Source organism: Streptomyces sp. NBC_00887 (genome assembly GCF_045207585.1).
This window is the reverse complement of the sequence record NZ_CP108788.1, coordinates 1923878-1946822: the sequence shown is the minus strand read 5'-3', so window position 1 is coordinate 1946822 and position 22945 is coordinate 1923878. Positions and strand designations below refer to the sequence as shown.

At 69.7% G+C, this 22945-nt stretch carries 17 protein-coding genes; 15 read left to right on the top strand and 2 right to left on the bottom strand.

What is annotated here, in order from left to right; genetic code table 11:
* Positions 1–26: 26 nt before the first annotated feature.
* Both OG844_RS08910 and OG844_RS08905 read left to right on the top strand, forming a co-directional pair.
* On the top strand, positions 27–1997 hold the full coding sequence (locus OG844_RS08910) for a TerD family protein (RefSeq protein WP_406389328.1): 1971 nt from the start codon (positions 27–29) through the stop codon (positions 1995–1997).
* A 258-nt stretch (positions 1998–2255) separates the two neighbouring features.
* The gene (locus tag OG844_RS08905) at positions 2256–3263 is read left to right on the top strand and encodes a TerC family protein (protein WP_406389327.1); all 1008 of its coding nucleotides are present in this window, start codon (positions 2256–2258) and stop codon (positions 3261–3263) included.
* A 96-nt stretch (positions 3264–3359) separates the two neighbouring features.
* On the opposite strand, the gene OG844_RS08900 is transcribed toward OG844_RS08905, so the two are convergent.
* Complete coding sequence (locus tag OG844_RS08900) at positions 3360–4016, bottom strand: MBL fold metallo-hydrolase (protein ID WP_406389326.1); 657 nt, start codon at positions 4014–4016, stop codon at positions 3360–3362.
* A gap of 10 nt (positions 4017–4026) precedes the next feature.
* Entirely contained in the window at positions 4027–4716 is a 690-nt protein-coding gene (locus tag OG844_RS08895) for a maleylpyruvate isomerase family mycothiol-dependent enzyme (protein ID WP_406389325.1), read from the bottom strand.
* 174 nt (positions 4717–4890) lie between these two features.
* Here OG844_RS08895 and uvrA point away from each other — a divergent pair, with 174 nt between their 5' ends.
* The 13 genes from uvrA (at position 4891) to pgi (ending at position 22945) form a co-directional block, all read left to right on the top strand.
* Positions 4891–7914, top strand: a complete 3024-nt coding sequence (gene uvrA / locus OG844_RS08890) for an excinuclease ABC subunit UvrA (RefSeq protein WP_406389324.1) — start codon at positions 4891–4893, stop codon at positions 7912–7914.
* Between the two features lie 276 nt (positions 7915–8190).
* Positions 8191–8619 carry a Rieske (2Fe-2S) protein gene (locus tag OG844_RS08885; RefSeq protein ID WP_406389323.1) on the top strand — a complete coding sequence of 143 codons (429 nt, stop codon included), beginning with the start codon at positions 8191–8193 and terminating at the stop codon, positions 8617–8619.
* Between the two features lie 128 nt (positions 8620–8747).
* Entirely contained in the window at positions 8748–10889 is a 2142-nt protein-coding gene (gene uvrC, locus OG844_RS08880) for an excinuclease ABC subunit UvrC (protein WP_406389322.1), read from the top strand.
* Complete coding sequence (gene rapZ, locus OG844_RS08875; protein ID WP_406389321.1) at positions 10886–11845, top strand: RNase adapter RapZ; 960 nt, start codon at positions 10886–10888, stop codon at positions 11843–11845. The genes uvrC and rapZ overlap by 4 nt, the downstream gene beginning before the upstream one ends.
* On the top strand, positions 11842–12876 hold the full coding sequence (yvcK, locus tag OG844_RS08870) for a uridine diphosphate-N-acetylglucosamine-binding protein YvcK (protein WP_406389320.1): 1035 nt from the start codon (positions 11842–11844) through the stop codon (positions 12874–12876). The genes rapZ and yvcK overlap by 4 nt, the downstream gene beginning before the upstream one ends.
* Complete coding sequence (gene whiA / locus OG844_RS08865) at positions 12867–13856, top strand: DNA-binding protein WhiA (protein ID WP_030919772.1); 990 nt, start codon at positions 12867–12869, stop codon at positions 13854–13856. Before yvcK ends, whiA begins: the two co-directional genes overlap by 10 nt.
* Positions 13857–14067: 211 nt before the next feature.
* Positions 14068–17001: a M14 family zinc carboxypeptidase gene (locus OG844_RS08860; RefSeq protein WP_406389319.1), complete on the top strand. Its 2934-nt coding sequence runs from the start codon at positions 14068–14070 to the stop codon at positions 16999–17001.
* 223 nt (positions 17002–17224) lie between these two features.
* Positions 17225–18235: a type I glyceraldehyde-3-phosphate dehydrogenase gene (gap, locus tag OG844_RS08855; RefSeq protein ID WP_351176312.1), complete on the top strand. Its 1011-nt coding sequence runs from the start codon at positions 17225–17227 to the stop codon at positions 18233–18235.
* Between the two features lie 112 nt (positions 18236–18347).
* The gene (locus OG844_RS08850; RefSeq protein WP_406389318.1) at positions 18348–19559 is read left to right on the top strand and encodes a phosphoglycerate kinase; all 1212 of its coding nucleotides are present in this window, start codon (positions 18348–18350) and stop codon (positions 19557–19559) included.
* A 6-nt stretch (positions 19560–19565) separates the two neighbouring features.
* Complete coding sequence (gene tpiA, locus OG844_RS08845; RefSeq protein WP_406389317.1) at positions 19566–20342, top strand: triose-phosphate isomerase; 777 nt, start codon at positions 19566–19568, stop codon at positions 20340–20342.
* A gap of 114 nt (positions 20343–20456) precedes the next feature.
* Entirely contained in the window at positions 20457–20693 is a 237-nt protein-coding gene (gene secG / locus OG844_RS08840; RefSeq protein WP_069172160.1) for a preprotein translocase subunit SecG, read from the top strand.
* Between the two features lie 109 nt (positions 20694–20802).
* On the top strand, positions 20803–21138 hold the full coding sequence (locus OG844_RS08835) for an RNA polymerase-binding protein RbpA (RefSeq protein WP_079099553.1): 336 nt from the start codon (positions 20803–20805) through the stop codon (positions 21136–21138).
* Positions 21139–21292: 154 nt separating this feature from the next.
* The gene (gene pgi, locus OG844_RS08830) at positions 21293–22945 is read left to right on the top strand and encodes a glucose-6-phosphate isomerase (RefSeq protein ID WP_406389316.1); all 1653 of its coding nucleotides are present in this window, start codon (positions 21293–21295) and stop codon (positions 22943–22945) included.

The window sequence follows — 22945 nt, the reverse complement described above, 5'->3', positions numbered from 1 at the left end:
ACACCGAACGTCGAGGGGACAGGGCAATGACGGCCGAGCTGGTCCGGGGGCAGAATCACACGTTGCCCCAGACCCGTCTGGAGATCAGGGTGTCGGCGGGCTCGCCCGTCGTGGCCGGTGCCACGCTCGGGGACGAGCAGGGCACGGTCCATGGCGTCGAGTGGATCGCCCACCCCGGATCGCCCCAGCTGCCCGGACTCGAGGTGTCCAGGCAGGCCGCGGCCGACCACCGGCTCGCAGTCGACCTGGAGGCGCTTCCCGGCGCGGTGCACCGCGTCACCGTGCTCCTGGCCCTGCCCCTGGGGGCGGGCAGGCCCGTCCGGTTCGGTGCGGTCGCCGCACCGTTCGTCGCCGTCACCGGGCTCGACGGCACCGAGATCGCCACCTTCACCCTCACGGGCCTGGACGCCGAGTCTGCCGTGACGGCGCTGGAGCTCTACCGCCGGCAGGGGGTATGGAAGGTCCGTGCCGTCGGCCAGGGATACGCCGCCGGGCTCGCCGAGATGCTCGCCGACCAGGGCGTGGCACAGGCCGTGGAGCTGGCACGCTCGATACAGGAGGCGGTCGCCTCCGGCCTGGCCCGTTCCGTGACACCCCCGCCGCCCCGCCCCGCGGACGGCGGGCGCGTACGTCACCCGGCCGGACCGGCTCCGGCCACCGGACCGGCTCCGGCCACCGGACCGGCCCCGGCCACCGGACCGGGCCGACCCCACACCCGGGGTTCCGAACCCGTCGGTGAACCGTCCCCGACGGTGGCCGATCCCACCACGGGCGGCCCCATCGACTACGCCCATCCGCGCCGCCAGACCACCGCCCCGCCGCCGCCCCCTCCGGTGGCCCCGCCCGCGGCACCGGGACAGCCCGCCCAGCCCGTCGCCGGTGACGCCACCGGCTGGTCCATGGACGAGCGCCTCTACAACCAGATCTGGGGCATGTTCGAGGACCTGGCCCGGGCCACCGCCGCCTATCGCAGCGCGGTCGACTTCGCCGAGTCCCGGATGGACCAGGAGCTCGACAGGGCCCTGTCCGACCCGCGCAGCCGCATCGGCGGCACGGGTGACCGGGCCCGTGAGGAAGCCCGGGCCAAGCGCGACGAGCTGACCGCGCGGGCGCGTGAGGCGCTGGATCGCGATCTCGCCCAGCTGGCCGCCGAGTCCGCCGTGGTCGAGCCCGCTCTCCCCGCCGCGTACGCGGGCTGGGGCAACCCCGTCTGGCACGCCTACCGGGTGCCCATGGAGATTCCGATGGCGCTGCGCATCGGTGACCTCCATCTGCCCGAGCGCACCGACCTGCACATCCCGCTGCTGGTGCGGCTGCCGCTGGAACGCGGGATCTGGGTGGACAGCGGCCGTACGGCGTCCGAGGCCTCCGCTCTGACGGACAGCGACCAGTTGCGCAGGCTGGGCATGGAAACCGCGGTCGCCCTGGCGGCCCGGATGCTCGCCGTCTATCCCGCGGACGAGTTCTCGGTGCATGTCATCGACCCCGCAGGCTCCGCGGCCGGTGCGCTGGCGCCCCTGACCGGCTCCGGGGCTCTGGCGGAGCCGCCTGCCGCAGGTCCCGGAGGAGTGGCCGCGGTGCTCGCCCGTCTGACGCGACGCGTCGACCTGGTGCAGATGGCCATCAGGGCCGGTGCCGCCGACTCGCTCCCGCCGGACCTGGACACGGGCGAGCAGCTGCTGATCGTCAACGACTTCCCGCACGGTTTCGACGACCGGGCGGTCACGCAGTTGCGCTATCTGGCCGACGAGGGGCCCGCCGTGGGCGTGCACCTGCTGATGGTGGCCGACCGCGAGGACGCGCGGGCCTACGGTCCCGTGCTCGATCCGCTGTGGCGGTCGCTGCTGCGGATCACCCCGGTCGCCGACGACCATCTGGCCGACCCGTGGGTGGGCCACGCCTGGACGTACGAGCCCTTGAGGCCGCCGCAGGGCAGCCGCGTCCTGGAGCAGGTCCTCGCACTGGTGGCCGCCGCTCGGCGTAACGGCTATCGCTGAGCCAGGGTGCAGCGCTACACCAAACCGGCCTGACCAGCCATTTTGGGGCCCCCTTGCCTGGGACTTTACCTTTTCTTGGGAGTTCCTGTACTGTTCTTTGGGCGGAGGGGAGTACTCCCGATCGCGACGTTCCCGTCAGTACGGACTGTGACCGGTCCCGGGGCGTCGGCCCCGTGCGCATCCCGCGCACCCTGGGTGGAAGAGACCTCCGGCAGCGACGACGCTGATCTATAGCCGTAGCGAACTGCCGGAGGCGCAGTGGACGTTTCATGGACCCTTTGGACGCTGACCATTCTCGGTCTCGTCGCCCTCATCGCCGTCGACTTCTTCATCGGGCGCAAGCCCCATGACGTGTCGACCAAGGAAGCCGGAATCTGGACCATCGTCTGGATCGTGCTGGCCGCGCTCTTCGGGCTCGGCCTGCTGCTCGTCGGCGAGACCCAGGCTTCGGGCGAATTCTTCGCCGGTTACATCACCGAGAAATCGCTCAGCGTCGACAATCTCTTCGTCTTCGTCCTGATCATGGCGAAGTTCGCGGTGCCCTCACACCTCCAGCAGCGGGTGCTGCTCGTCGGTGTGCTGATCGCCCTGGTGCTCCGAGCGATCTTCATCGCCGCCGGCGCCGCGGTCATCGCCAACTTCTCGTGGATCTTCTACATCTTCGGTGCGTTCCTGATCTACACCGCCTGGAAGCTCATCCAGGAGGCGCGAGCCGGCGACGAGGAGGACGAGTTCGAGGAGAACCGTCTCCTGAAGTCGATCGAGCACCGCTTCGGTGTCGCCGACAGGTACCACGGGACGAAGCTCTTCATCCGCAACAACGGCAAGCGCGTCATGACCCCGCTCATGGTGGTCATGCTCGCCATCGGCACCACCGATGTGCTGTTCGCGCTGGACTCCATCCCCGCGATCTTCGGGCTGACCCAGGACCCGTACATCGTCTTCACCGCCAACGCGTTCGCTCTGATGGGCCTGCGGCAGCTGTACTTCCTCATCGGCGGTCTGCTGAAGAAGCTGGTCCACCTCAGCTACGGGCTCTCGGTGATCCTCGGCTTCATCGGCGTCAAGCTGGTGCTGCACGCACTCCACGAGTCCGGGGTGCACGTCCCCGAGATCTCCATCCCGTTCTCCCTCGCCTTCATCTGCGGCGTCCTGGTGGTCACCACGATCACCAGCCTGATCGCCAACAAGAGGACGGCGGCGGCGGAGGCCGAGCAGGCGGAGGCGTCCGACGAGGAGAGCAAGAGCATCGGCGCCCAGAAGTAGGCGGGAAGCAGGACCGGCGGAAGCAGAGCCGGTAGAAGCACGATCAGCGGACGAATCGGCGGGCCGGGGCCATCAGGCACCCGGCCCGCCGGTGTGTCACCAGCCGCGCTCGCGCCACTCCGGCAGCCGTGGCCGCTCGGCGCCGAGCGTCGTGTCGTGTCCGTGCCCCGGATAGACCCAGGTCTCGTCCGGCAGCGGGTCGAAGAGTTTGGTCTGCACATCGTGGAGCAGGCTCGCGAACGCTTCTGGGTCGTTGCGCGTATTGCCGACCCCGCCGGGGAAGAGGCAGTCCCCCGTGAACAGGTGGGGTGCCCCGTGCGGGTCGTCGTAGACCAGCGCGATGGAGCCCGGGGTGTGGCCGACCAGGTGGCGGGCGGTCAGCGAGACCCGGCCCACCCGGATCGTGTCCCCGTCCTCGACGAGTACATCGGTGGGGACCGGAATGCCCTCGGCGTCGTACCGTCCCGCGTACGTGCGCGCCCCGGTGGCCGCCACGACGTCGCCCAGGGCCTGCCAGTGGTCACCGTGCCGATGCGTGGTGACGACCGCGGTGATCGAGTCGTCGCCGATCAGCTGCAGCAGGGTCCCGGCCTCGTTCGCCGCGTCGATCAGGAGCTGCTCGCCGGTGGCCCGGCAGCGCAGCAGATAGGCGTTGTTGTCCATCGGGCCGACAGCGACCTTGGAGATCATCAGATCCGTCAGCTCGTGCACATTCGCAGGTCCGCCGACCTTGACCGCTCCGCTGTACGTCATACGTCTCAGCCTATAGCGGGGGCAGTGCGGGAAGGGGCCCGCCTTCCGCGGTGAGCCCGGAACCGTCGCGGCGCCCGCAGAGCCAGCCGAGGATGTCGGTCGCGCTGCCCCGGACGACGACCGCTCCGGCTTCCCCGCCCCCGCCGGTGGTCCAGAGGCGGCCGTCCGGGGTCACCGCCGTCGTGGGAGGCACATCGGGGTGCCCGGCGAACCGCTCCGCCAGGAAGTCGTTCTCCCGGATCACGAACTCCTCCGGAAGGTCCTCCAGCTCGTAGCCGATCCCCAGGTCGACATGGTGCAGCTCGACCTCGACCCGGCGGCGGAAGGGGACCCGGGAGGCGGAGTCCGTCACGCCGTTGCGCATCGTGATCGTGCGCGACCAGTCGGCGGGCGCCGCCGCGGCGGCCAGGAAGCCGTCCCCGCTGACGCGCAGGTCGGCGAAGTGCTCGGCGAGGGAGCGGGGCGCGTCGCGGTCGATGTCGGCGTCCCGGGTTTCGCTGTTCGCGTACATGGGGCGGTCCTGGAGAACATTTACGAGCGCGTCGGCGTTACGTGACAGGTGGGCGAGGACATGTCCTCTGCTCCAGCCCGGCAGCCGTGACGGCTCGGCGAGGGCGGCGTCGTCCAGTTTGCCCGTCGCGCTCAGGAGCCGTTCGGTCGCTTCACGTACGGCGTCCAGGTCGTGCACATGATCAATCATGAGGCCGAGCCTAGCCTCGCCACTCATTCGGGTGAAGGAGTCGTCAGTCGTCCGTAAATCGAATGCGCGTGCTATACGCTCGGAGTCGAAACTCCCTACATCGCTGTGGCGCCCCCCATACCCTGGGACAGGGGCTCAGTTCCCCCACTTCTCTCCAGAAAGGTGCGGACCGGCGTGGCCGACCGTCTCATCGTCCGTGGCGCGCGCGAGCACAACCTGAAGAACGTCTCGCTCGACCTCCCCCGTGACTCCCTCATCGTCTTCACCGGGCTCTCCGGGTCGGGCAAGTCCTCGCTCGCGTTCGACACGATCTTCGCCGAGGGCCAGCGGCGCTACGTGGAGTCGCTCTCCTCGTACGCCCGGCAGTTCCTCGGCCAGATGGACAAGCCGGACGTCGACTTCATCGAAGGTCTGTCGCCCGCCGTCTCCATCGACCAGAAGTCGACCTCGCGCAACCCGCGCTCGACGGTCGGCACCATCACCGAGGTCTACGACTACCTCCGGCTGCTCTTCGCCAGGATCGGCAAGCCGCACTGCCCCGAGTGCGCCAGGCCCATCTCCCGCCAGTCGCCCCAGGCCATCGTCGACAAGGTCCTCGGCCTGCCCGAGGGCAGCCGCTTCCAGGTGCTCTCCCCGCTGGTGCGCGAGCGCAAGGGCGAGTTCGTCGACCTCTTCGCCGATCTGCAGACCAAGGGCTACAGCAGGGCGCGGGTCGACGGCGCGACGATCCAGCTCTCCGAGCCGCCCACGCTGAAGAAGCAGGAGAAGCACACCATCGAGGTGGTCATCGACCGCCTCACGGTGAAGGACAGCGCGAAGCGCCGGCTGACCGACTCGGTCGAGACCGCGCTCGGCCTCTCCGGCGGCATGGTCGTACTCGACTTCGTCGACCTCCCGGAGGACGACCCCGAGCGCGAGCGGATGTTCTCCGAGCACCTCTACTGCCCGTACGACGACCTGTCCTTCGAGGAGCTCGAGCCCCGCTCCTTCTCCTTCAACTCCCCCTTCGGCGCCTGCCCGGACTGCACGGGCATCGGTACGCGCATGGAGGTCGACCCGGAGCTGATCGTCCCGGACGAGGACAAGTCGCTCGACGAGGGCGCGATCCACCCCTGGTCGCACGGCCACACCAAGGAGTACTTCGGGCGCCAGATCAACGCACTGGCCGAAGCGCTCGGATTCCGTACGGACATCCCCTGGGCGGGGCTGCCGCAGCGCGCCAGGAAGGCCCTGCTGCACGGCCACAAGATCCAGACCGAGGTGCGCTACCGCAACCGCTACGGGCGCGAGCGCGCCTACACCACCCCCGCCTTCGAGGGTGCGGTGCAGTTCGTCAAGCGGCGGCACTCCGAGGCCGAGAGCGACTCCAGCCGGGAGCGCTTCGAGGGCTACATGCGTGAGGTGCCCTGCCCGACCTGTGAGGGCACCCGGCTCAAGCCGATCGTGCTCGCGGTGACGGTGATGGACAAGTCCATCGCCGAGGTCGCTGCGATGTCGATCAGCGAGTGCGCCGAGTTCCTCGGCCGCCTCAAGCTGAACGCCCGCGACAAGAAGATCGCCGAGCGGGTGCTCAAGGAGGTCAACGAGCGGCTGAAGTTCCTCGTCGACGTCGGCCTGGACTACCTCTCGCTGAACCGTGCCGCAGGCACGCTGTCCGGTGGCGAGGCCCAGCGCATCAGGCTCGCCACCCAGATCGGCTCCGGACTCGTCGGCGTGCTGTACGTGCTGGACGAGCCGTCCATCGGCCTGCACCAGCGCGACAACCACCGGCTGATCGAGACCCTGGTCAGGCTGCGCGACATGGGCAACACGCTCATCGTCGTCGAGCACGACGAGGACACCATCAAGGTGGCCGACTGGGTCGTCGACATCGGCCCCGGTGCCGGTGAGCACGGCGGCAAGGTCGTCCACTCCGGCTCGCTCAAGGACCTGCTGGCCAACAAGGCCTCGGTCACCGGGCAGTACCTGTCCGGCAAGAAGTCCATCGCGATGCCCGACATCCGGCGCCCCGTCGACCCGACACGCCTGCTCACGGTGCACGGCGCCCGGGAGAACAACCTCCAGGACATCGACGTGTCCTTCCCGCTGGGTGTCCTCACCGCGGTCACGGGTGTCTCCGGTTCCGGGAAGTCGACCCTGGTCAACGACATCCTCTACACCCACCTGGCCCGCGAGCTCAACGGGGCCAAGTCGGTCCCCGGGCGGCACACCCGGGTCGAGGGCGACGACCTCGTCGACAAGGTGGTGCACGTCGACCAGTCGCCGATCGGCCGTACGCCCCGGTCCAACCCGGCCACGTACACCGGGGTCTTCGACCACGTCCGCAGGCTGTTCGCCGAGACGATGGAGGCGAAGGTGCGCGGCTATCTGCCGGGCCGCTTCTCCTTCAACGTCAAGGGCGGCCGCTGCGAGAACTGCTCGGGCGACGGCACGATCAAGATCGAGATGAACTTCCTGCCCGACGTGTACGTCCCGTGCGAGGTCTGTCACGGAGCGCGGTACAACAGGGAGACGCTGGAGGTCCACTACAAGGGCAAGTCCATCGCGGAGGTGCTGGACATGCCGATCGAGGAGGGCCTGGAGTTCTTCGAGGCCGTCCCGACGATCGCCCGCCACCTCCGCACGCTCAACGAGGTCGGCCTCGGATACGTCAGGCTCGGGCAGTCCGCGCCTACGCTCTCCGGCGGTGAGGCGCAGCGCGTGAAGCTGGCGAGCGAGCTGCAGAAGCGCTCCACAGGCCGCACGGTCTACGTCCTGGACGAGCCGACGACCGGTCTGCACTTCGAGGACATCAGCAAGCTCATCACGGTGCTCTCCGGGCTGGTCGACAAGGGCAACACGGTGATCGTCATCGAGCACAACCTCGATGTCATCAAGACCGCCGACTGGGTCATCGACATGGGCCCCGAGGGCGGCAAGGGCGGCGGCCTGGTCATCGCCGAAGGCTCCCCGGAGCATGTCGCCTCGGTGCCTGCCAGCCACACCGGGAAGTTCCTGCAGACCGTCCTGGGCGCGGACCGGATCAGTGAGGCCACGGTGCCCGCAGCCCGCAAGCCGGTCCGCAGGACGGCCGCCAAGAAGGCGGTCGCCGCGAAGGCGGCCCCGGCCCGCAGGACGGCCACGGCCAGGACGGCCAAGAAGGCCGCGGCCGAGGAGCCCGCATCGAAGAAGAAGGCCACCCGCACGCGGAAGGCCTGACACCGTCCGGACGAGGCTGCCCCCGGCACCCCGGGGGCCGCCTCGGTGCTGTTCCCGGTCACAGGGCCGACCCGCTCCCCGGCCCGTACCCGGCCTTCGCCGGTCCGGGTCCCGCCGGGGTCCGGGCGGGGCCGGTCGAAGGGGCGGCGTTCTCCGCCGGTATCGTCGGGTCTGTCGCCGATGCCTTCAGGCGCGGCCTGTGCCCGATGTCCGTGGGCATCCAGGACCCCGGAGCGGGAACGGCGGCGCTCTGTCCCCCCGACCAGTGGAGACCGCATGTCCGGCCTGCCCGCCGCCCGCCGCACCGTACTGAAGGGCGCCGCTCTCGCCGGTGCCGCCGGGCTGGGAGTGGCCGCCTGCTCGACCGAGTCGAAGCTCGGCCACGCACGGACGCCGACGCCCACCGCGCCCGTCGAGCTCGGCGCCGCCGAAGAGGTCCCGGTCGGCGGGGCGAAGCTCTACCGGGAGCAGAGGCTCGTCGTGAGCTGCCCGGCGAAGGGCCAGTACAAGGCGTTCAGCGCACAGTGCACCCACGCCGGCTGCCTCCTGGACAAGGTCGAGGGCAACGAGGGCAACTGCCCGTGCCACGGCAGCCGGTTCGACATGACGACCGGCAAGGCGCTCCAAGGCCCGGCCACCGTGCCGCTGCCCGCCGTCCCGGTGAAGGTCGAGGGCGGAAAGCTGGTCGCGGGCCCCGAGGCCTGACGCGAGCGGCGGACCGCTCCCGGACCTCCGCCGGGCGAACCCCGGGCCGCCCCCTCCTCGCGCTCGCCGGAGGGCGGATCCCCTGCGAGAATGCCGCGCTGTCACCACCCGCAAGTAGGGTGTGAGACATGGCAGACCCCTCCAGCTACCGCCCCAAGCCGGGACAGATCCCCGACTCCCCGGGGGTCTACAAATTCCGCGACGAGCACCGCCGGGTGATCTACGTCGGGAAGGCCAAGAACCTGCGCCAGCGCCTGGCGAACTACTTCCAGGACCTGGCCGGCCTCCACCCGCGCACGCGCACGATGGTCACGACTGCCGCCTCCGTCGAGTGGACCGTCGTCTCCACCGAGGTCGAGGCGCTCCAGCTGGAGTACTCCTGGATCAAGGAGTTCGACCCCCGGTTCAACGTCAAGTACCGCGACGACAAGAGCTATCCCTACCTCGCGGTCACGCTCAACGAGGAGTTCCCGCGCGTGCAGGTCATGCGCGGAGCCAAGAAGAAGGGCGTGCGCTACTTCGGTCCGTACGGTCACGCCTGGGCGATCCGCGAGACGGTCGACCTCATGCTCCGGGTCTTCCCCGTGCGCACCTGCTCCGCAGGTGTGTTCAAGAACGCCGCCAGGACCGGCCGCCCCTGCCTCCTCGGCTACATCGGCAAGTGCTCGGCACCGTGCGTCGGCCGGGTCAGCCCCGACGAACACCGCGAACTGGCCGAGGACTTCTGCGACTTCATGGCCGGACGGACGGGCACGTACATCCGCCGCCTGGAGAAGGACATGATGCAGGCGGCCGAGGAGATGGAGTACGAGCGGGCGGCCCGGCTGCGCGACGACGCCGAGGCGCTCAGGCGGGCCATGGAGAAGAGCGCCGTCGTCCTCGCCGACGCCACCGACGCCGACCTGATCGCGGTGGCCGAGGACGAGCTCGAGGCCGCCGTCCAGATCTTCCACGTCCGCGGCGGCAGGGTGCGCGGCCAGCGCGGCTGGGTCACCGACAAGGTCGAGGCCGTCGACACGGCGGGCCTGGTCGAGCACGCGCTCCAGCAGCTGTACGGGGAGGAGACGGGCGACTCCGTCCCCAAGGAGGTCCTCGTCCCGGCGCTCCCCGAGGACCCGGAAGCCGTCTCCCAGTGGCTCGCGGACCGCCGCGGCTCCCTGGTCAGCCTGCGCATCCCGCAGCGGGGGGACAAGAAGGACCTGATGGTCACGGTCCAGCGCAACGCCCAGCAGGCTCTGGGGCTGCACAAGACCAAACGCGCCTCCGACCTCACGACCCGCTCCCGTGCCCTGGAGGAGATCGCCGAGGCGCTCGGCCTGGACACGGCACCGCTGCGGGTCGAGTGCTTCGACATCTCGCATCTGCAGGGTGACGACGTGGTCGCCTCCATGGTGGTCTTCGAGGACGGACTCGCGCGCAAGAGCGAGTACCGCCGCTTCCAGATCAAGGGCTTCGAGGGCCAGGACGATGTCCGGTCGATGCACGAGGTCATCGGCCGCCGCTTCAAGCGCTACCTCCAGGAGAAGGAACGGACGGGGGAGTGGGAGGAGACTCCGGCCGCCACCGGCCCCGTACCGGCACCCGCGTCCGCCGCGCCCGTGGAGCCCGCACCCGGGTCGCCCGCGTCCGCCCCGTCCGTGGAGCCCGCACCCGCGGGCGCCGCCGGGGGCACACCCACCGCCCTGGCCGACGCCCCCGCCGAGCCCGGCGGAGAGCCCCGTGAGGAGCCCCGTGAGGACGACGGCCGTCCCAAGCGGTTCGCCTACCCGCCGCAGCTCGTCGTCGTCGACGGCGGGCAGCCCCAGGTCGCCGCGGCCAAGCGCGCCCTGGACGAGCTGGGAATCGACGACATCGCCGTCTGCGGCCTCGCCAAGCGCCTCGAAGAGGTCTGGCTGCCCGATGACGACGACCCGGTGGTCCTGCCGCGGTCCAGCGAGGGCCTCTACCTCCTCCAGCGCATCCGCGACGAGGCCCACCGCTTCGCGATCACCTATCAGCGCGCCAAGCGGGCCAAGCGCATCCGCAGCAGCCCGCTGGACGACGTCGCCGGTCTCGGCGCGACCCGCAAGCAGGCGCTGATCAAGCATTTCGGCTCCGTGAGGAAGCTGCGGCAGGCGACAATCGACGAGATCTGCGAGGTTCCGGGGATAGGCCGCAGGACGGCGGAATCAGTGGCCGCGGCCCTCGCCACGGCCGCCCCGGCCGCGCCCGCCGTGAACACGGCCACAGGAGAGATCATTGAAGAGGACGACGGGGGCAGCACGTCATGACCGAGCACGCGCATGAACGCCAGGACGACCGAGCAGACGGAGCAGCAGACGTGAGTACGGGAAGCACCAAGGAGAAGGCCGAGGCCGCAGTGCCGGCCATCCCCGAGCTGGTGATCATCTCGGGTATGTCGGGCGCCGGGCGCAGTACCGCCGCCAAGTGTCTGGAGGACCTCGGCTGGTTCGTCGTCGACAACCTCCCGCCCGAGCTGATCCCCACGATGGTGGAGCTCGGCGCCCGGTCCCAGGGCAACGTCGCCCGTATCGCGGTCGTCGTCGACGTACGGGGCCGCCGCTTCTTCGACAACCTCCGGCAGTCCCTCGCGGACCTGGAGGCCAAGCACGTCACCCGGCGGATCGTCTTCCTGGAGTCCTCCGACGACGCACTCGTACGCCGGTTCGAGTCGGTCCGCCGTCCGCACCCCCTCCAGGGCGACGGCCGGATCGTCGACGGCATCGCCGCCGAGCGCGATCTGCTGCGCGAGTTGCGGGGCGACGCCGACCTGGTGATCGACACCTCCAGCCTCAACGTGCACGAGCTGCGGGCCAAGATGGACGCGCAGTTCGCCGGCGACGAGGAACCGGAGCTGCGGGCCACGGTGATGTCGTTCGGCTTCAAGTACGGCCTGCCCGTCGACGCCGACCTCGTGGTCGACTGCCGCTTCCTGCCGAACCCGCACTGGGTCCCCGAGCTGCGTCCCTTCACCGGGCTCAACGAGGAGGTGTCCGACTACGTCTTCGACCAGCCCGGCGCCAAGGAGTTCCTCAACCAGTACACGGAGCTGCTCCAGCTGATCGCCGCGGGCTACCGCCGCGAGGGCAAGCGCTATGTGACCATCGCGGTCGGCTGTACGGGCGGCAAGCACCGTTCCGTCGCGATGTCGGAGAAGCTGGCCGCCCGGCTGGCCACCGAGGGGATCGAGACCGTGCTGGTACACCGGGACATGGGGCGCGAGTGACCAGTCGCAACATGCGCCTGCGCAGGCTGAGCAGAGCCACCTCCGCGCTCTCCGGCCGCAAGCGGGGCGCGCAGCCCAAGGTCGTCGCCCTCGGCGGCGGCATGGGCCTGTCGGCGTCGCTCACGGCGCTGCGCCGGATCACCGGCGATCTCACGGCCGTCGTCACCGTCGCCGACGACGGGGGATCCAGCGGCAGGCTCCGCGAGGAGCTGGGCGTCCTGCCGCCCGGCGACCTGCGCAAGGCGCTGGCCGCGCTGTGCGGGGACGACGAATGGGGCCAGACCTGGGCCCAGGTCATCCAGCACCGCTTCGAGTCCAAGGGCGATCTGCACGAGCACGCGGTGGGCAACCTGCTGATCGTCGCCCTCTGGGAACAGCTGGGCGACCACGTGCAGGCGCTCGACCTGGTCGGCAAGCTGCTCGGCGCCCACGGCAGGGTGCTGCCCATGTCCGCCGTACCCCTGGAGCTCCAGGCGCTCGTACGGGGTCACGACCCGGAGCGCCCAGAGGACATAGTCACCGTGCGGGGGCAGGCCACCGTGGCGCTCACCCCCGGTGAGGTGCAGTCCGTCCATGTGGTGCCCGCCGACCCGCCGGCGGTCCCGGAGGCCGTCGCGGCCGTCCTCGACGCCGACTGGGTGGTCCTCGGCCCGGGGTCCTGGTTCTCCTCCGTGATTCCGCACCTGCTGGTGCCCGAACTGCTCGACGCGCTGGTCTCCACGAAGGCCCGAAAGGTCCTCTCGCTGAACCTCGCACCGCAACCCGGTGAAACAGAAGGCTTCTCACCGCAGCGTCATTTGGAGGTTTTGGGACGACACGCCCCTAAACTCGCCTTGGACGTGGTGCTGGCCGACGAGGCTGCCGTGCCCGACCGTGAGTCCCTCGCCGACGCCGCCAAGCGGCTCGGAGCCGCGGTCGAGCTGGCCCCGGTGGCTTCGCCCGACGGTGTTCCGATTCACGATCCGGAGCTGTTGGCTGCCGCGTACGACCGTATTTTTCGGATGCATGGAAGGATCGGCCCATGGCGATGACGCCAGCGGTGAAGGACGAAATCTCTCGGCTTCCCGTGACCCGGACCTGCTGCAGAAAAGCAGAGGTTTCGGCGATTCTTCGATTCGCGGGCGGGCTGCACCTGGTGAGCGGCCGGATTGTGATCGAGGCCGAACTCGACACGGCGATGGCGGCGCGCCGGCTGAAGCGGGACATCCTGGAGATCTTCGGGCACAGCTCGGAGCTGATCGTGATGGCTCCCGGCGGACTGCGCCGGGGCTCCCGCTATGTCGTACGCGTGGTGGCGGGCGGCGATCAGCTCGCGCGCCAGACCGGGCTGGTGGACGGCCGCGGCCGGCCGATCCGCGGACTGCCCCCGCAGGTGGTCTCGGGGGCCACCTGTGATGCCGAGGCCGCCTGGCGCGGGGCCTTCCTGGCCCACGGTTCGCTCACCGAGCCCGGCCGCTCCTCCTCGCTGGAGGTGACCTGCCCCGGCCCGGAGGCCGCCCTCGCCCTGGTCGGAGCCGCCCGCAGGCTCTCGATCGCGGCCAAGGCCCGCGAGGTGCGTGGGGTGGACCGCGTCGTCGTCCGGGACGGCGACGCCATCGGAGCGCTGCTGACCCGTCTCGGCGCCCATGAGTCCGTGCTGGCCTGGGAGGAGCGCCGGATGCGGCGCGAGGTCCGCGCCACCGCCAACCGGCTCGCCAACTTCGACGACGCCAACCTCCGGCGGTCCGCCCGGGCCGCGGTGGCCGCAGGGGCCCGTGTGGGGCGCGCGCTGGAGATCCTGGGCGAGGAGGTCCCGGAGCACCTCGCGGCGGCCGGACGGCTGCGCATGGAGCACAAGCAGGCCTCCCTGGAGGAGCTGGGTGCCCTCGCCGACCCGCCGCTGACCAAGGACGCGGTCGCGGGCCGGATCCGGCGGCTGCTGGCCATGGCCGACAAGCGGGCCCAGGACCTCGGTATCCCGGGCACGGAATCCACCCTCAGCGAGGAGCTGGCCGACGGTCTCGTCGGCTGAGCGGTCGCGCACCTCCCGTCGCCGGCGCACCTCCCGAGGGTGTCGGCGACGGCATGGCCGGGACAGCCCTCGGGCCAGCCCTCATGCTTGCCCGGTACACGCTCTTTGTGCCGCAACGAGGCCCTATTGACATGGCCATGGACCATCACGAACCTGTCCTCTGTCCGCCGACCGGGCGGACGGAAGTGACAGACAACTGCATGGGGGGCTCATGAGACGCAGAGCGCGAGCGATCCTCGCCGCGGCTTCATTACTGATGGCCGGACTGGCGGTACCCGTTGCCCAGGCGGACCAGGGGAGGGGCGGCGGCGCGGACGGCCTGGGCGTCTGGCACGCGGAGGTCTCCGCGGCCCAGCTGCCGCTGCTGGCCGACGCGGGCACGGACAGCCACGAGCTGAGCGAGCAGGTGCCCGAACGGGGCTCGGCCACCGTGGAGCTCTACCTCACCGACGGGCAGGCCGGGGAGCTGCGCGGCAAGGGCGTCGAGATCACCGAGCACACCCTCTCCGCCAAGGCCTCGAAGCGGGTCGCGGCAGCCGGCGACGGCGTCTTCCGCCCGTACAGCGGCGAGAACGGCCTGCAGAAGGAGATCCTCGCGACCGCACAGGCCAACCCCGGCCTCACCAAGGTCGTCAGCATCGGCCGAACCGTCCGCGGCCAGGACATCCTCGCCCTGAAGGTCACCAAGGGCGCCAAGAAGGCCAAGGACGGCTCCAGGCCCGCCACGCTGTACATGTCCAACCAGCACGCCCGGGAGTGGATCACCCCGGAGATGACCCGCCGGCTGATGCACCACTACCTCGACGGGTACGGCAAGGACCCGAGGATCACGAGGATCGTCGACACCACCGAACTGTGGTTCGTGCTCTCCGCCAACCCCGACGGCTACGACTTCACCTTCACCGGCGAACGGGACTGGCGCAAGAACCTCCGCGACAACAACGGCGACGGCACCGTCACCCCCGGCGACGGCGTCGACCTCAACCGCAACTTCCGCTACAAGTGGGGCTACGACAACGAGGGTTCGTCGCCGGACCCGGGCGACGAGACCTTCCGCGGCACCGCGCCCTCCTCCGAGCCGGAGACCAGGGCGCTGGACGCCTTCCAGAAGCGCATCGGCTTCCAGTACGGGATCAACTACCACTCCGCCGCACAGCTGTTGCTGTACGGGGTGGGCTGGCAGGTCGCCACGGACACACCCGACGACATCGTCTACAAGGCGCTCGCCGGAACGCCCGAGAAGTCCGCCGTCCCGGGATACCGCCCACAGGTCTCCTCCGAGCTGTACGTCACCAACGGCGAGGCCGACGGACACGCGGCCAACGTCAACAGGATGATGATGTTCACGCCGGAGATGTCGACGTGCGCAACCGCCTCCCGGGTCGACCCCGACGACGCGTGGGAACCGGCCGACTGCGGCTCGATCTTCCGCTTCCCGGACGACGAGAAGCTGATCCAGCAGGAGTTCGCCAAGAACGTCCCGTTCGCGCTCGCGGTCGCCGAGTCCGCCGCTCACCCCGACCGGCCGGTCTCCCCGGTCGGCATCGACGCGCCCGACTTCACCCCTGACGCCTTCACCACCTCCTACGCCCGCGGCGGCGACCAGGAAGTGGCGGTCACCGTCCGCAAGTCCGTCCGCGACAAGCGCCTCAACTACCGCATCGACGGCGGCCGTACGCACACCGAGCGGCTCAAGGCCTGGGAGGGCGGCGAGACCTACGGCGGCGAGGACAACCTCCACTTCGACCAGTACCGCGCCGAGGTCGAGGACGCCGACGAGGGCGACACCGTCACGGTCTGGTTCACCGGCCGCACGACGGCCGGCAAGCGCACCTCCAGCACCCCCTTCACCTACACCGTCGCCGACCGGCCGCGCGGCGACACCCTGGTGATCGCCGATGAGGGCGCCCCCGCCCGGCACACCGCCGCGTACACCGGGGCGCTCGCGGCCAACGGGCACGGAGCGGCCGTCTGGGACGTCGCCGCGAACGGCGCCCCGCACGCCCTCGGGGTGCTCGGCCACTTCCGCACCGTCCTCTGGTACACCGGAGCGCAGCGCCCGGCTGCCGCGACCATGCTCGCGGTCCGTTCCTACGTCAACGAGGGCGGGAAGCTGATCAACGCCGGCGAGCAGGCGGGCGGGAACGTCACCGGCGCCGGGGGCACCGACGACTTCTCCCAGTACTACCTCGGTGCGTACAACAGGGTCGGGCTCAAGTCCCCGCCCTCCTTCGCAGGCTCCGGACGGCTGTCCGGGGCGACGGGAACGCTCGGCGACGTCCCGGACAACGCCCTGGAGGCGGCGGGCGCGTACACGGTCACCTCCGACACGCTGGACCCGGAGGAGTTCCCCCAGTTCCGCAGCGCCGCGGCGGGTGACTACCCGGGGGTCCGCACACCCTTCGAGCCGTACGAGGGCTCCTGGTTCGCCGCCGCCACCCACCAGGACGCCTCCTACAAGAGGCTCTCGCGCACCGTCGACCTGACGGGCACCACCGCGGCGGACGACCCCGGCCTGCGGTTCCAGCTCAGCTACGACACCGAGGAGGGGTACGACAACGTCGTCGTCGAGGCCCGCACCGTGGGCCAGGACGACTGGACGACCCTGCCCGACGCCAACGGCGGCACCGACACCGGCCTGCCCACGGACTGCGAGGAGGGCTACTACGCCCAGCTCCACCCCTTCCTCACCCACTACCTGACCGTGGGCGGAGACGCCTGCACCGGTACCGGGACCACCGGCGGCTGGCACCGGTTCACGGGCAGCTCCAACGGCTGGCAGCAGGTCTCCGTGGACCTCGGCGCGTACGCGGGCAAGCAGGTCGAGCTCTCGGTCTCCTACGTCACCGACCCGGGCTCGGGCGGCATCGGGGTCTTCGTGGACGACACCGAGCTCGTCGTCGGCGGGACGTCCCGGGACACCGAGGGCTTCGAGACCGCCCTCGGCCCCTGGAGCACTCCCGGGGCGCCGGCCGGCAGCCCGCAGAACACGGCCGACTGGACCCGTTCCGGACCGCTGTTCCATTCGCAGGCCGCCGTCACGACCCGTGACACCGTGCTGCTCGGCTTCGGCCTCGAACACGTGGCCGGTGCCGTCGAGCGGAAGCAGTTGATCGGAAAGGCGCTGAGAAGCCTGGGGCGTTGACGCTCCGTAACGATCGCACGGGCGGGGCCGGCGCCCCGCCCGTGCGATCGGCGCAGTGACGGAGGTCCGTATTCCTACTCGGGAGTACGGACCTCGCCGTCCGTTCCGTCCCTACTCGATGTCACTACCGGGCCCTCGGAGAGGTAGGGTCGGAGGCGGTCGGGGACATCCCATACAACTCGCCGGCGTCGAAAACCGGCGTACCTAACGAGGAGATCGGTTCGTGACGATCCGCGTAGGCATCAACGGCTTTGGCCGCATCGGTCGTAACTACTTCCGCGCGCTGCTGGAGCAGGGTGCGGACATCGAGATCGTGGCTGTCAACGACCTGGGTGACACTGCGACCACGGCCCACCTGCTGAAGTACGACACCATTCTGGGTCGTCTCAAGGCAGAGGTGAGCCACACCGCCGACACCATCACCGTCGACGGTCACACCATCAAGGTGCTCTCCGAGCGCAACCCGGCCGACATCCCCTGGGGTCAGCTGGGCGTCGACATCGTGATCGAGTCGACCGGCATCTTCACCAAGAAGGCCGACGCGGCGAAGCACATCGCGGGTGGCGCCAAGAAGGTCCTCATCTCGGCTCCGGCCAAGGACGAGGACATCACCATCGTGATGGGCGTCAACCAGGACAAGTACGACGCGGCCAACCACCACGTCATCTCCAACGCCTCCTGCACCACCAACTGTGTGGCGCCGATGGCCAAGGTTCTCGACGAGAACTTCGGCATCGTCAAGGGCCTGATGACGACGGTCCACGCGTACACCAACGACCAGCGGATCCTGGACTTCCCGCACTCGGACCTGCGTCGCGCCCGCGCCGCGGCCGAGAACATCATTCCGACCACGACCGGTGCCGCCAAGGCGACCGCTCTGGTCCTGCCGCAGCTCAAGGGCAAGCTCGACGGCATCGCGATGCGCGTCCCGGTCCCGACCGGTTCCGCTACCGACCTCGTCGTGACGCTGCAGCGCGAGGTCACCAAGGACGAGGTCAACGCCGCGTTCAAGAAGGCCTCCGACGACGGCGACCTCAAGGGTTTCCTGACCTACACCGAGGACCCGATCGTGTCCTCCGACATCGTCGGCGACCCGTCGTCCTGCACCTTCGACTCCTCCCTGACCATGGTCCAGGAGGGTACGTCGGTGAAGATCCTCGGCTGGTACGACAACGAGTGGGGTTACTCCAACCGCCTCGTCGACCTGACGGTCTTCGTCGGCGAGCAGCTCTGATCCTCGGATCGGCAGGCATCTCGATGTGAGCAAGGGGCTCGGGCGGCGCAACGTGGCGCCGTCCGAGCCCCTTGCGTGCTCATCCGTCCTTCCAAGGAGTACCGCAAACAAGATGAAGACGATCGACGAACTTCTCGCCGAAGGGGTCGCCGGAAAGCGGGTATTCGTCCGCGCCGACCTCAACGTGCCGCTCGACGGCACCACGATCACCGACGACGGCCGCATCCGCGCCGTCCAGCCGACGGTCGCCAGGCTCGCCGAAGCCGGCGCGCGGGTCGTCGTCGCCTCGCACCTCGGCCGCCCCAAGGGCGCCCCGGACCCGGCGTTCTCGCTGGCTCCCGCGGCCGCGCGCCTCGGTGAGCTGCTCGGTGCCGAGGTCGCCTTCGCGACCGACACCGTCGGCGAGTCCGCCCGCGCCACGGTCGGCGCCCTCACCGACGGCCGGGTCGCCGTCATCGAGAACCTCCGCTTCAACGCCGGCGAGACGTCGAAGGACGACGCCGAGCGCGGCGCCTTCGCCGATCAGCTCGCCGAGCTCGCCGACGTGTACGTGGGCGACGGCTTCGGTGCCGTCCACCGCAAGCACGCCTCGGTCTTCGACCTTCCGGCCCGGCTGCCGCACGCGGCCGGCGGCCTGATCGCCACCGAGGTCGGCGTTCTCAAGAAGCTCACCGAGGACGTCACGCGCCCCTACGTCGTGGTCCTCGGCGGTTCCAAGGTCTCCGACAAGCTCGGCGTGATCGACCACCTGCTGGAGAAGGCGGACCGCATCCTCATCGGAGGCGGCATGGCCTACACCTTCCTCAAGGCCCAGGGCCACGAGGTCGGCAGCTCCCTCCTCCAGGAGGACCAGATCCCGGCGGTGCTCGGCTACCTCAAGCGTGCCGAGGAGAAGGGCGTGGAGTTCGTGCTCCCCGTCGACGTCGTCGTCTCGGCGCAGTTCCCGGACCTCAAGGCCAAGACCCCGGGCCATCCCACCACCGTCGCCGCCGACGCCATTCCGGCCGGCGTGATGGGTCTGGACAACGGCCCGGAGACCAACAAGCTCTACGCCTCGAAGCTCGCCGACGCGGCCACCGTCTTCTGGAACGGCCCGATGGGCGTCTTCGAGCACCCCGACTACGCCGAGGGCACCAAGGCGGTCGCCCAGGCCCTCGTCGACTCCCCGGCCTTCAGCGTCGTCGGCGGCGGGGACTCCGCAGCCGCCGTCCGCATCCTGGGCTTCGACGAGAACGCATTCGGCCACATCTCGACCGGTGGCGGCGCCAGCCTCGAATACCTCGAGGGCAAGACGCTTCCCGGCCTCGCCGCACTGGAGGACTGACCCTTAATGAGCACCCGCACCCCGCTGATGGCGGGCAACTGGAAGATGAACCTCAACCACCTCGAGGCCATCGCCCACACCCAGAAGCTCGCCTTCGCGCTGGCCGACAAGGACTACGACGCCGTAGAGGTCGCCGTCCTGCCGCCCTTCACCGACCTGCGCTCCGTGCAGACCCTGATCGACGGCGACAAGCTGAAGATCAAGTACGGCGCCCAGGACATCTCCGCGCACGACTCCGGCGCGTACACCGGTGAGATCTCCGGCCCGATGCTCGCCAAGCTGAAGTGCACGTACGTGGCCGTCGGCCACAGCGAGCGCCGCCAGTACCACAGCGAGAACGACGAGATCTGCAACGCCAAGGTGAAGGCCGCCTACAAGCACGGTCTGACGCCGATCCTCTGCGTCGGTGAGGGCCTGGACATCCGCAAGGCCGGTGAGCAGGTCTCCTACACCCTCGCGCAGCTCGACGGCGCCCTGAAGGACGTCCCGGCCGAGCAGGCCGAGTCCATCGTGATCGCGTACGAGCCGGTCTGGGCCATCGGGACCGGCGAGGTCGCCACCCCCGAGGACGCCCAGGAGGTCTGCGGTGCGATCCGCCGCCGGCTCGCCGAGCTGTACTCGCAGGAACTGGCCGACGCCGTCCGTATCCAGTACGGCGGCTCGGTGAAGTCCGGCAACGTCGCGGCCATCATGGCGCAGCCCGATGTGGACGGTGCGCTCATCGGCGGCGCCGCCCTGGACGCCGACGAGTTCGTCAAGATCGTCCGCTTCCGCGACCAGTGAGTATGCGGTAGCGCCGATCCGTCGTACCCTTGCGGGGGCCGAGAGGGGTATCCCCCTCAGGCCCCCGCTGTTCGTACATGCAGTCCTAAAGATTCCGGAAAGTAGGGACCAGCCGTGATTTTGGCGTTCGAGATCGCCCTGATCGTCTTCAGCCTGCTGCTGATGCTGCTGGTGCTGATGCACAAGGGAAAGGGCGGCGGCCTCTCCGACATGTTCGGTGGCGGAATGCAGTCGTCCGTGGGCGGCTCGTCGGTCGCCGAGCGTAACCTCGACCGCATCACCGTTGTGGTTGGTCTGGCCTGGTTCGCGTGCATTGTCGTCCTTGGTCTGCTCATCAAGCTGGACAGCTGACCCGTCGTTCGCGATTCCCGGTGAGGGTGTAACTCCTTCCACTGGACGCGCGTTGGGCCTTACGTAGACTGGGGCATCTTCGAGCACCATCACGCAGGGAGTTACGACCGTGGCAAGTGGCAACGCGATCCGGGGAAGCCGGGTCGGAGCGGGGCCGATGGGGGAGGCCGAGCGCGGCGAGTCCGCGCCGCGCCTCCGCATCTCCTTCTGGTGCTCGAACGAGCACGAGACGCAGCCGAGCTTCGCCCATGACGCGCAGGTACCGGAGACCTGGGACTGCCCGCGGTGCGGCTTCCCGGCCGGCCAGGACCGGGACAATCCGCCGGCACCACCGCGCACCGAGCCGTACAAGACGCACCTGGCGTACGTGCGCGAGCGGCGCAGCGACGCGGACGGCGAAGCGATCCTCGCCGAAGCCCTCGCGAAACTCCGCGGCGAAATCTGAGAGCTGTTCACCGGCCGGTCACCCCACGGGTGCCCGGCCGGAATCCGTATGTCGTCCCACGGTCCGCTGCTGCCCCGTCGCGCCCTTCAGATCAATTAGGTTGGAGGGGCAGCGGGGATGTTGCAGGTACGAGAAGAAGTGGGCGATTTCCCGGATGAACGCACAAAGCCGAACGAAGCTCAATCAGACTCCCGAGTGGACGGCTCTCGGCAAGCACCGTGAGGAGCTCGGCGGCACCCATCTGCGTCAGCTGTTCGCGGACGCGCCGGACCGCGGGAGCGCGTACACCCTCCGGGTCGGCGACCTCCACATCGACTACGCCAAGCACCTGGTCACCGACGAGACGCTGGGCCTGCTGCGCGAGCTCGCCGTCGCCACGGACGTCGCCGGGCTGCGGGACGCGATGTTCCGCGGCGAGAAGATCAACACCACCGAGGACCGGGCCGTCCTGCACACCGCGCTCCGCGCCCCGCGCGACGCCGTGATCGAGGTCGACGGCGAGAACGTGGTGCCGGCCGTGCACGCCGTCCTCGACAAGATGGCCGCCTTCTCCGACCGGGTCAGGGCGGGCGAGTGGACCGGTCACACCGGCAAGCCCATCAAGAACATCGTGAACATCGGCATCGGCGGCTCCGACCTCGGCCCCGCCATGGCGTACGAGGTGCTGCGCTCCTTCACGGACCGCTCGCTCACCGTCCGATTCGTGTCCAACGTCGACGGCGCGGACCTGCACGAGGCCGTACAGGGCCTCGACCCGGCGGAGACGCTGTTCATCGTCGCGTCCAAGACCTTCACCACGATCGAGACGATCACCAACGCCACCTCCGCCCGCGACTGGCTGCTCACCGAGCTGAGGGCCGGTCAGGACGCCGTCGCCAAGCACTTCGTGGCGCTGTCGACCAATACGGAGAAGGTCACGGACTTCGGTATCGACACGGCGAACATGTTCGAGTTCTGGGACTGGGTCGGCGGCCGCTACTCCTTCGACTCGGCGATCGGCCTCTCGCTGATGATCGCCATCGGTCCGGACCGGTTCCGCGAGATGCTCGACGGGTTCCACCTCGTCGACGAGCACTTCCGCACCGCGCCCGCCGAGGAGAACGCCCCGCTCCTGCTGGGTCTGCTGGGTGTCTGGTACGGCGCGTTCTTCGACGCCCAGTCCCACGCCGTGCTGCCCTACAGCCACTACCTGTCCAAGTTCACCGCGTACTTGCAGCAGCTGGACATGGAGTCCAACGGCAAGTCCGTGGACCGGGACGGCAATCCGGTCGACTGGCAGACCGGCCCCGTCGTCTGGGGCACCCCCGGCACCAACGGCCAGCACGCCTACTATCAGCTGATCCACCAGGGCACCAAGGTCATCCCGGCGGACTTCATCGGCTTCGCCGCGCCCGTCGGCGACCTGCTGCCCGGCCTGATCGCCCAGCACGACCTGCTGATGGCCAACTTCTTCGCCCAGACCCAGGCCCTCGCCTTCGGCAAGACGCCCGACGAGGTCCGCGCGGAGGGCGTCGCCGAGGAGCTCGTTCCGCACAAGACGTTCCGCGGCAACCACCCGACGACCACGATCCTCGCCGACCGGCTCACCCCGTCGGTGCTCGGCCAGCTGATCGCGCTGTACGAGCACAAGGTCTTCGTCCAGGGTGCCGTCTGGAACATCGACTCCTTCGACCAGTGGGGCGTCGAACTCGGCAAGGTCCTCGCCAGGAAGATCGAGCCGGTCCTGACCGACGGCACCGGCGCGGAGGAGCTCGACAGCTCCACCGCAGCCCTCGTCTCCGCGTACCGCACGCTGCGGGGTCGCTGA

What these genes read in the sequence shown, in the direction of transcription:
- uvrC (WP_406389322.1), top strand. Translation starts at nt 8,748, where the DNA reads ATGGCAGACCCCTCCAGCTACCGCCCCAAGCCGGGACAGATCCCCGAC.
- OG844_RS08895 (WP_406389325.1), bottom strand. Translation starts at nt 4,716, where the DNA reads ATGATTGATCATGTGCACGACCTGGACGCCGTACGTGAAGCGACCGAA.
- pgi (WP_406389316.1), top strand. Translation starts at nt 21,293, where the DNA reads ATGAACGCACAAAGCCGAACGAAGCTCAATCAGACTCCCGAGTGGACG.
- OG844_RS08885 (WP_406389323.1), top strand. Translation starts at nt 8,191, where the DNA reads ATGTCCGGCCTGCCCGCCGCCCGCCGCACCGTACTGAAGGGCGCCGCT.
- tpiA (WP_406389317.1), top strand. Translation starts at nt 19,566, where the DNA reads ATGAGCACCCGCACCCCGCTGATGGCGGGCAACTGGAAGATGAACCTC.
- OG844_RS08850 (WP_406389318.1), top strand. Translation starts at nt 18,348, where the DNA reads ATGAAGACGATCGACGAACTTCTCGCCGAAGGGGTCGCCGGAAAGCGG.
- OG844_RS08910 (WP_406389328.1), top strand. Translation starts at nt 27, where the DNA reads ATGACGGCCGAGCTGGTCCGGGGGCAGAATCACACGTTGCCCCAGACC.
- OG844_RS08900 (WP_406389326.1), bottom strand. Translation starts at nt 4,016, where the DNA reads ATGACGTACAGCGGAGCGGTCAAGGTCGGCGGACCTGCGAATGTGCAC.
- whiA (WP_030919772.1), top strand. Translation starts at nt 12,867, where the DNA reads ATGGCGATGACGCCAGCGGTGAAGGACGAAATCTCTCGGCTTCCCGTG.
- rapZ (WP_406389321.1), top strand. Translation starts at nt 10,886, where the DNA reads ATGACCGAGCACGCGCATGAACGCCAGGACGACCGAGCAGACGGAGCA.
- OG844_RS08860 (WP_406389319.1), top strand. Translation starts at nt 14,068, where the DNA reads ATGAGACGCAGAGCGCGAGCGATCCTCGCCGCGGCTTCATTACTGATG.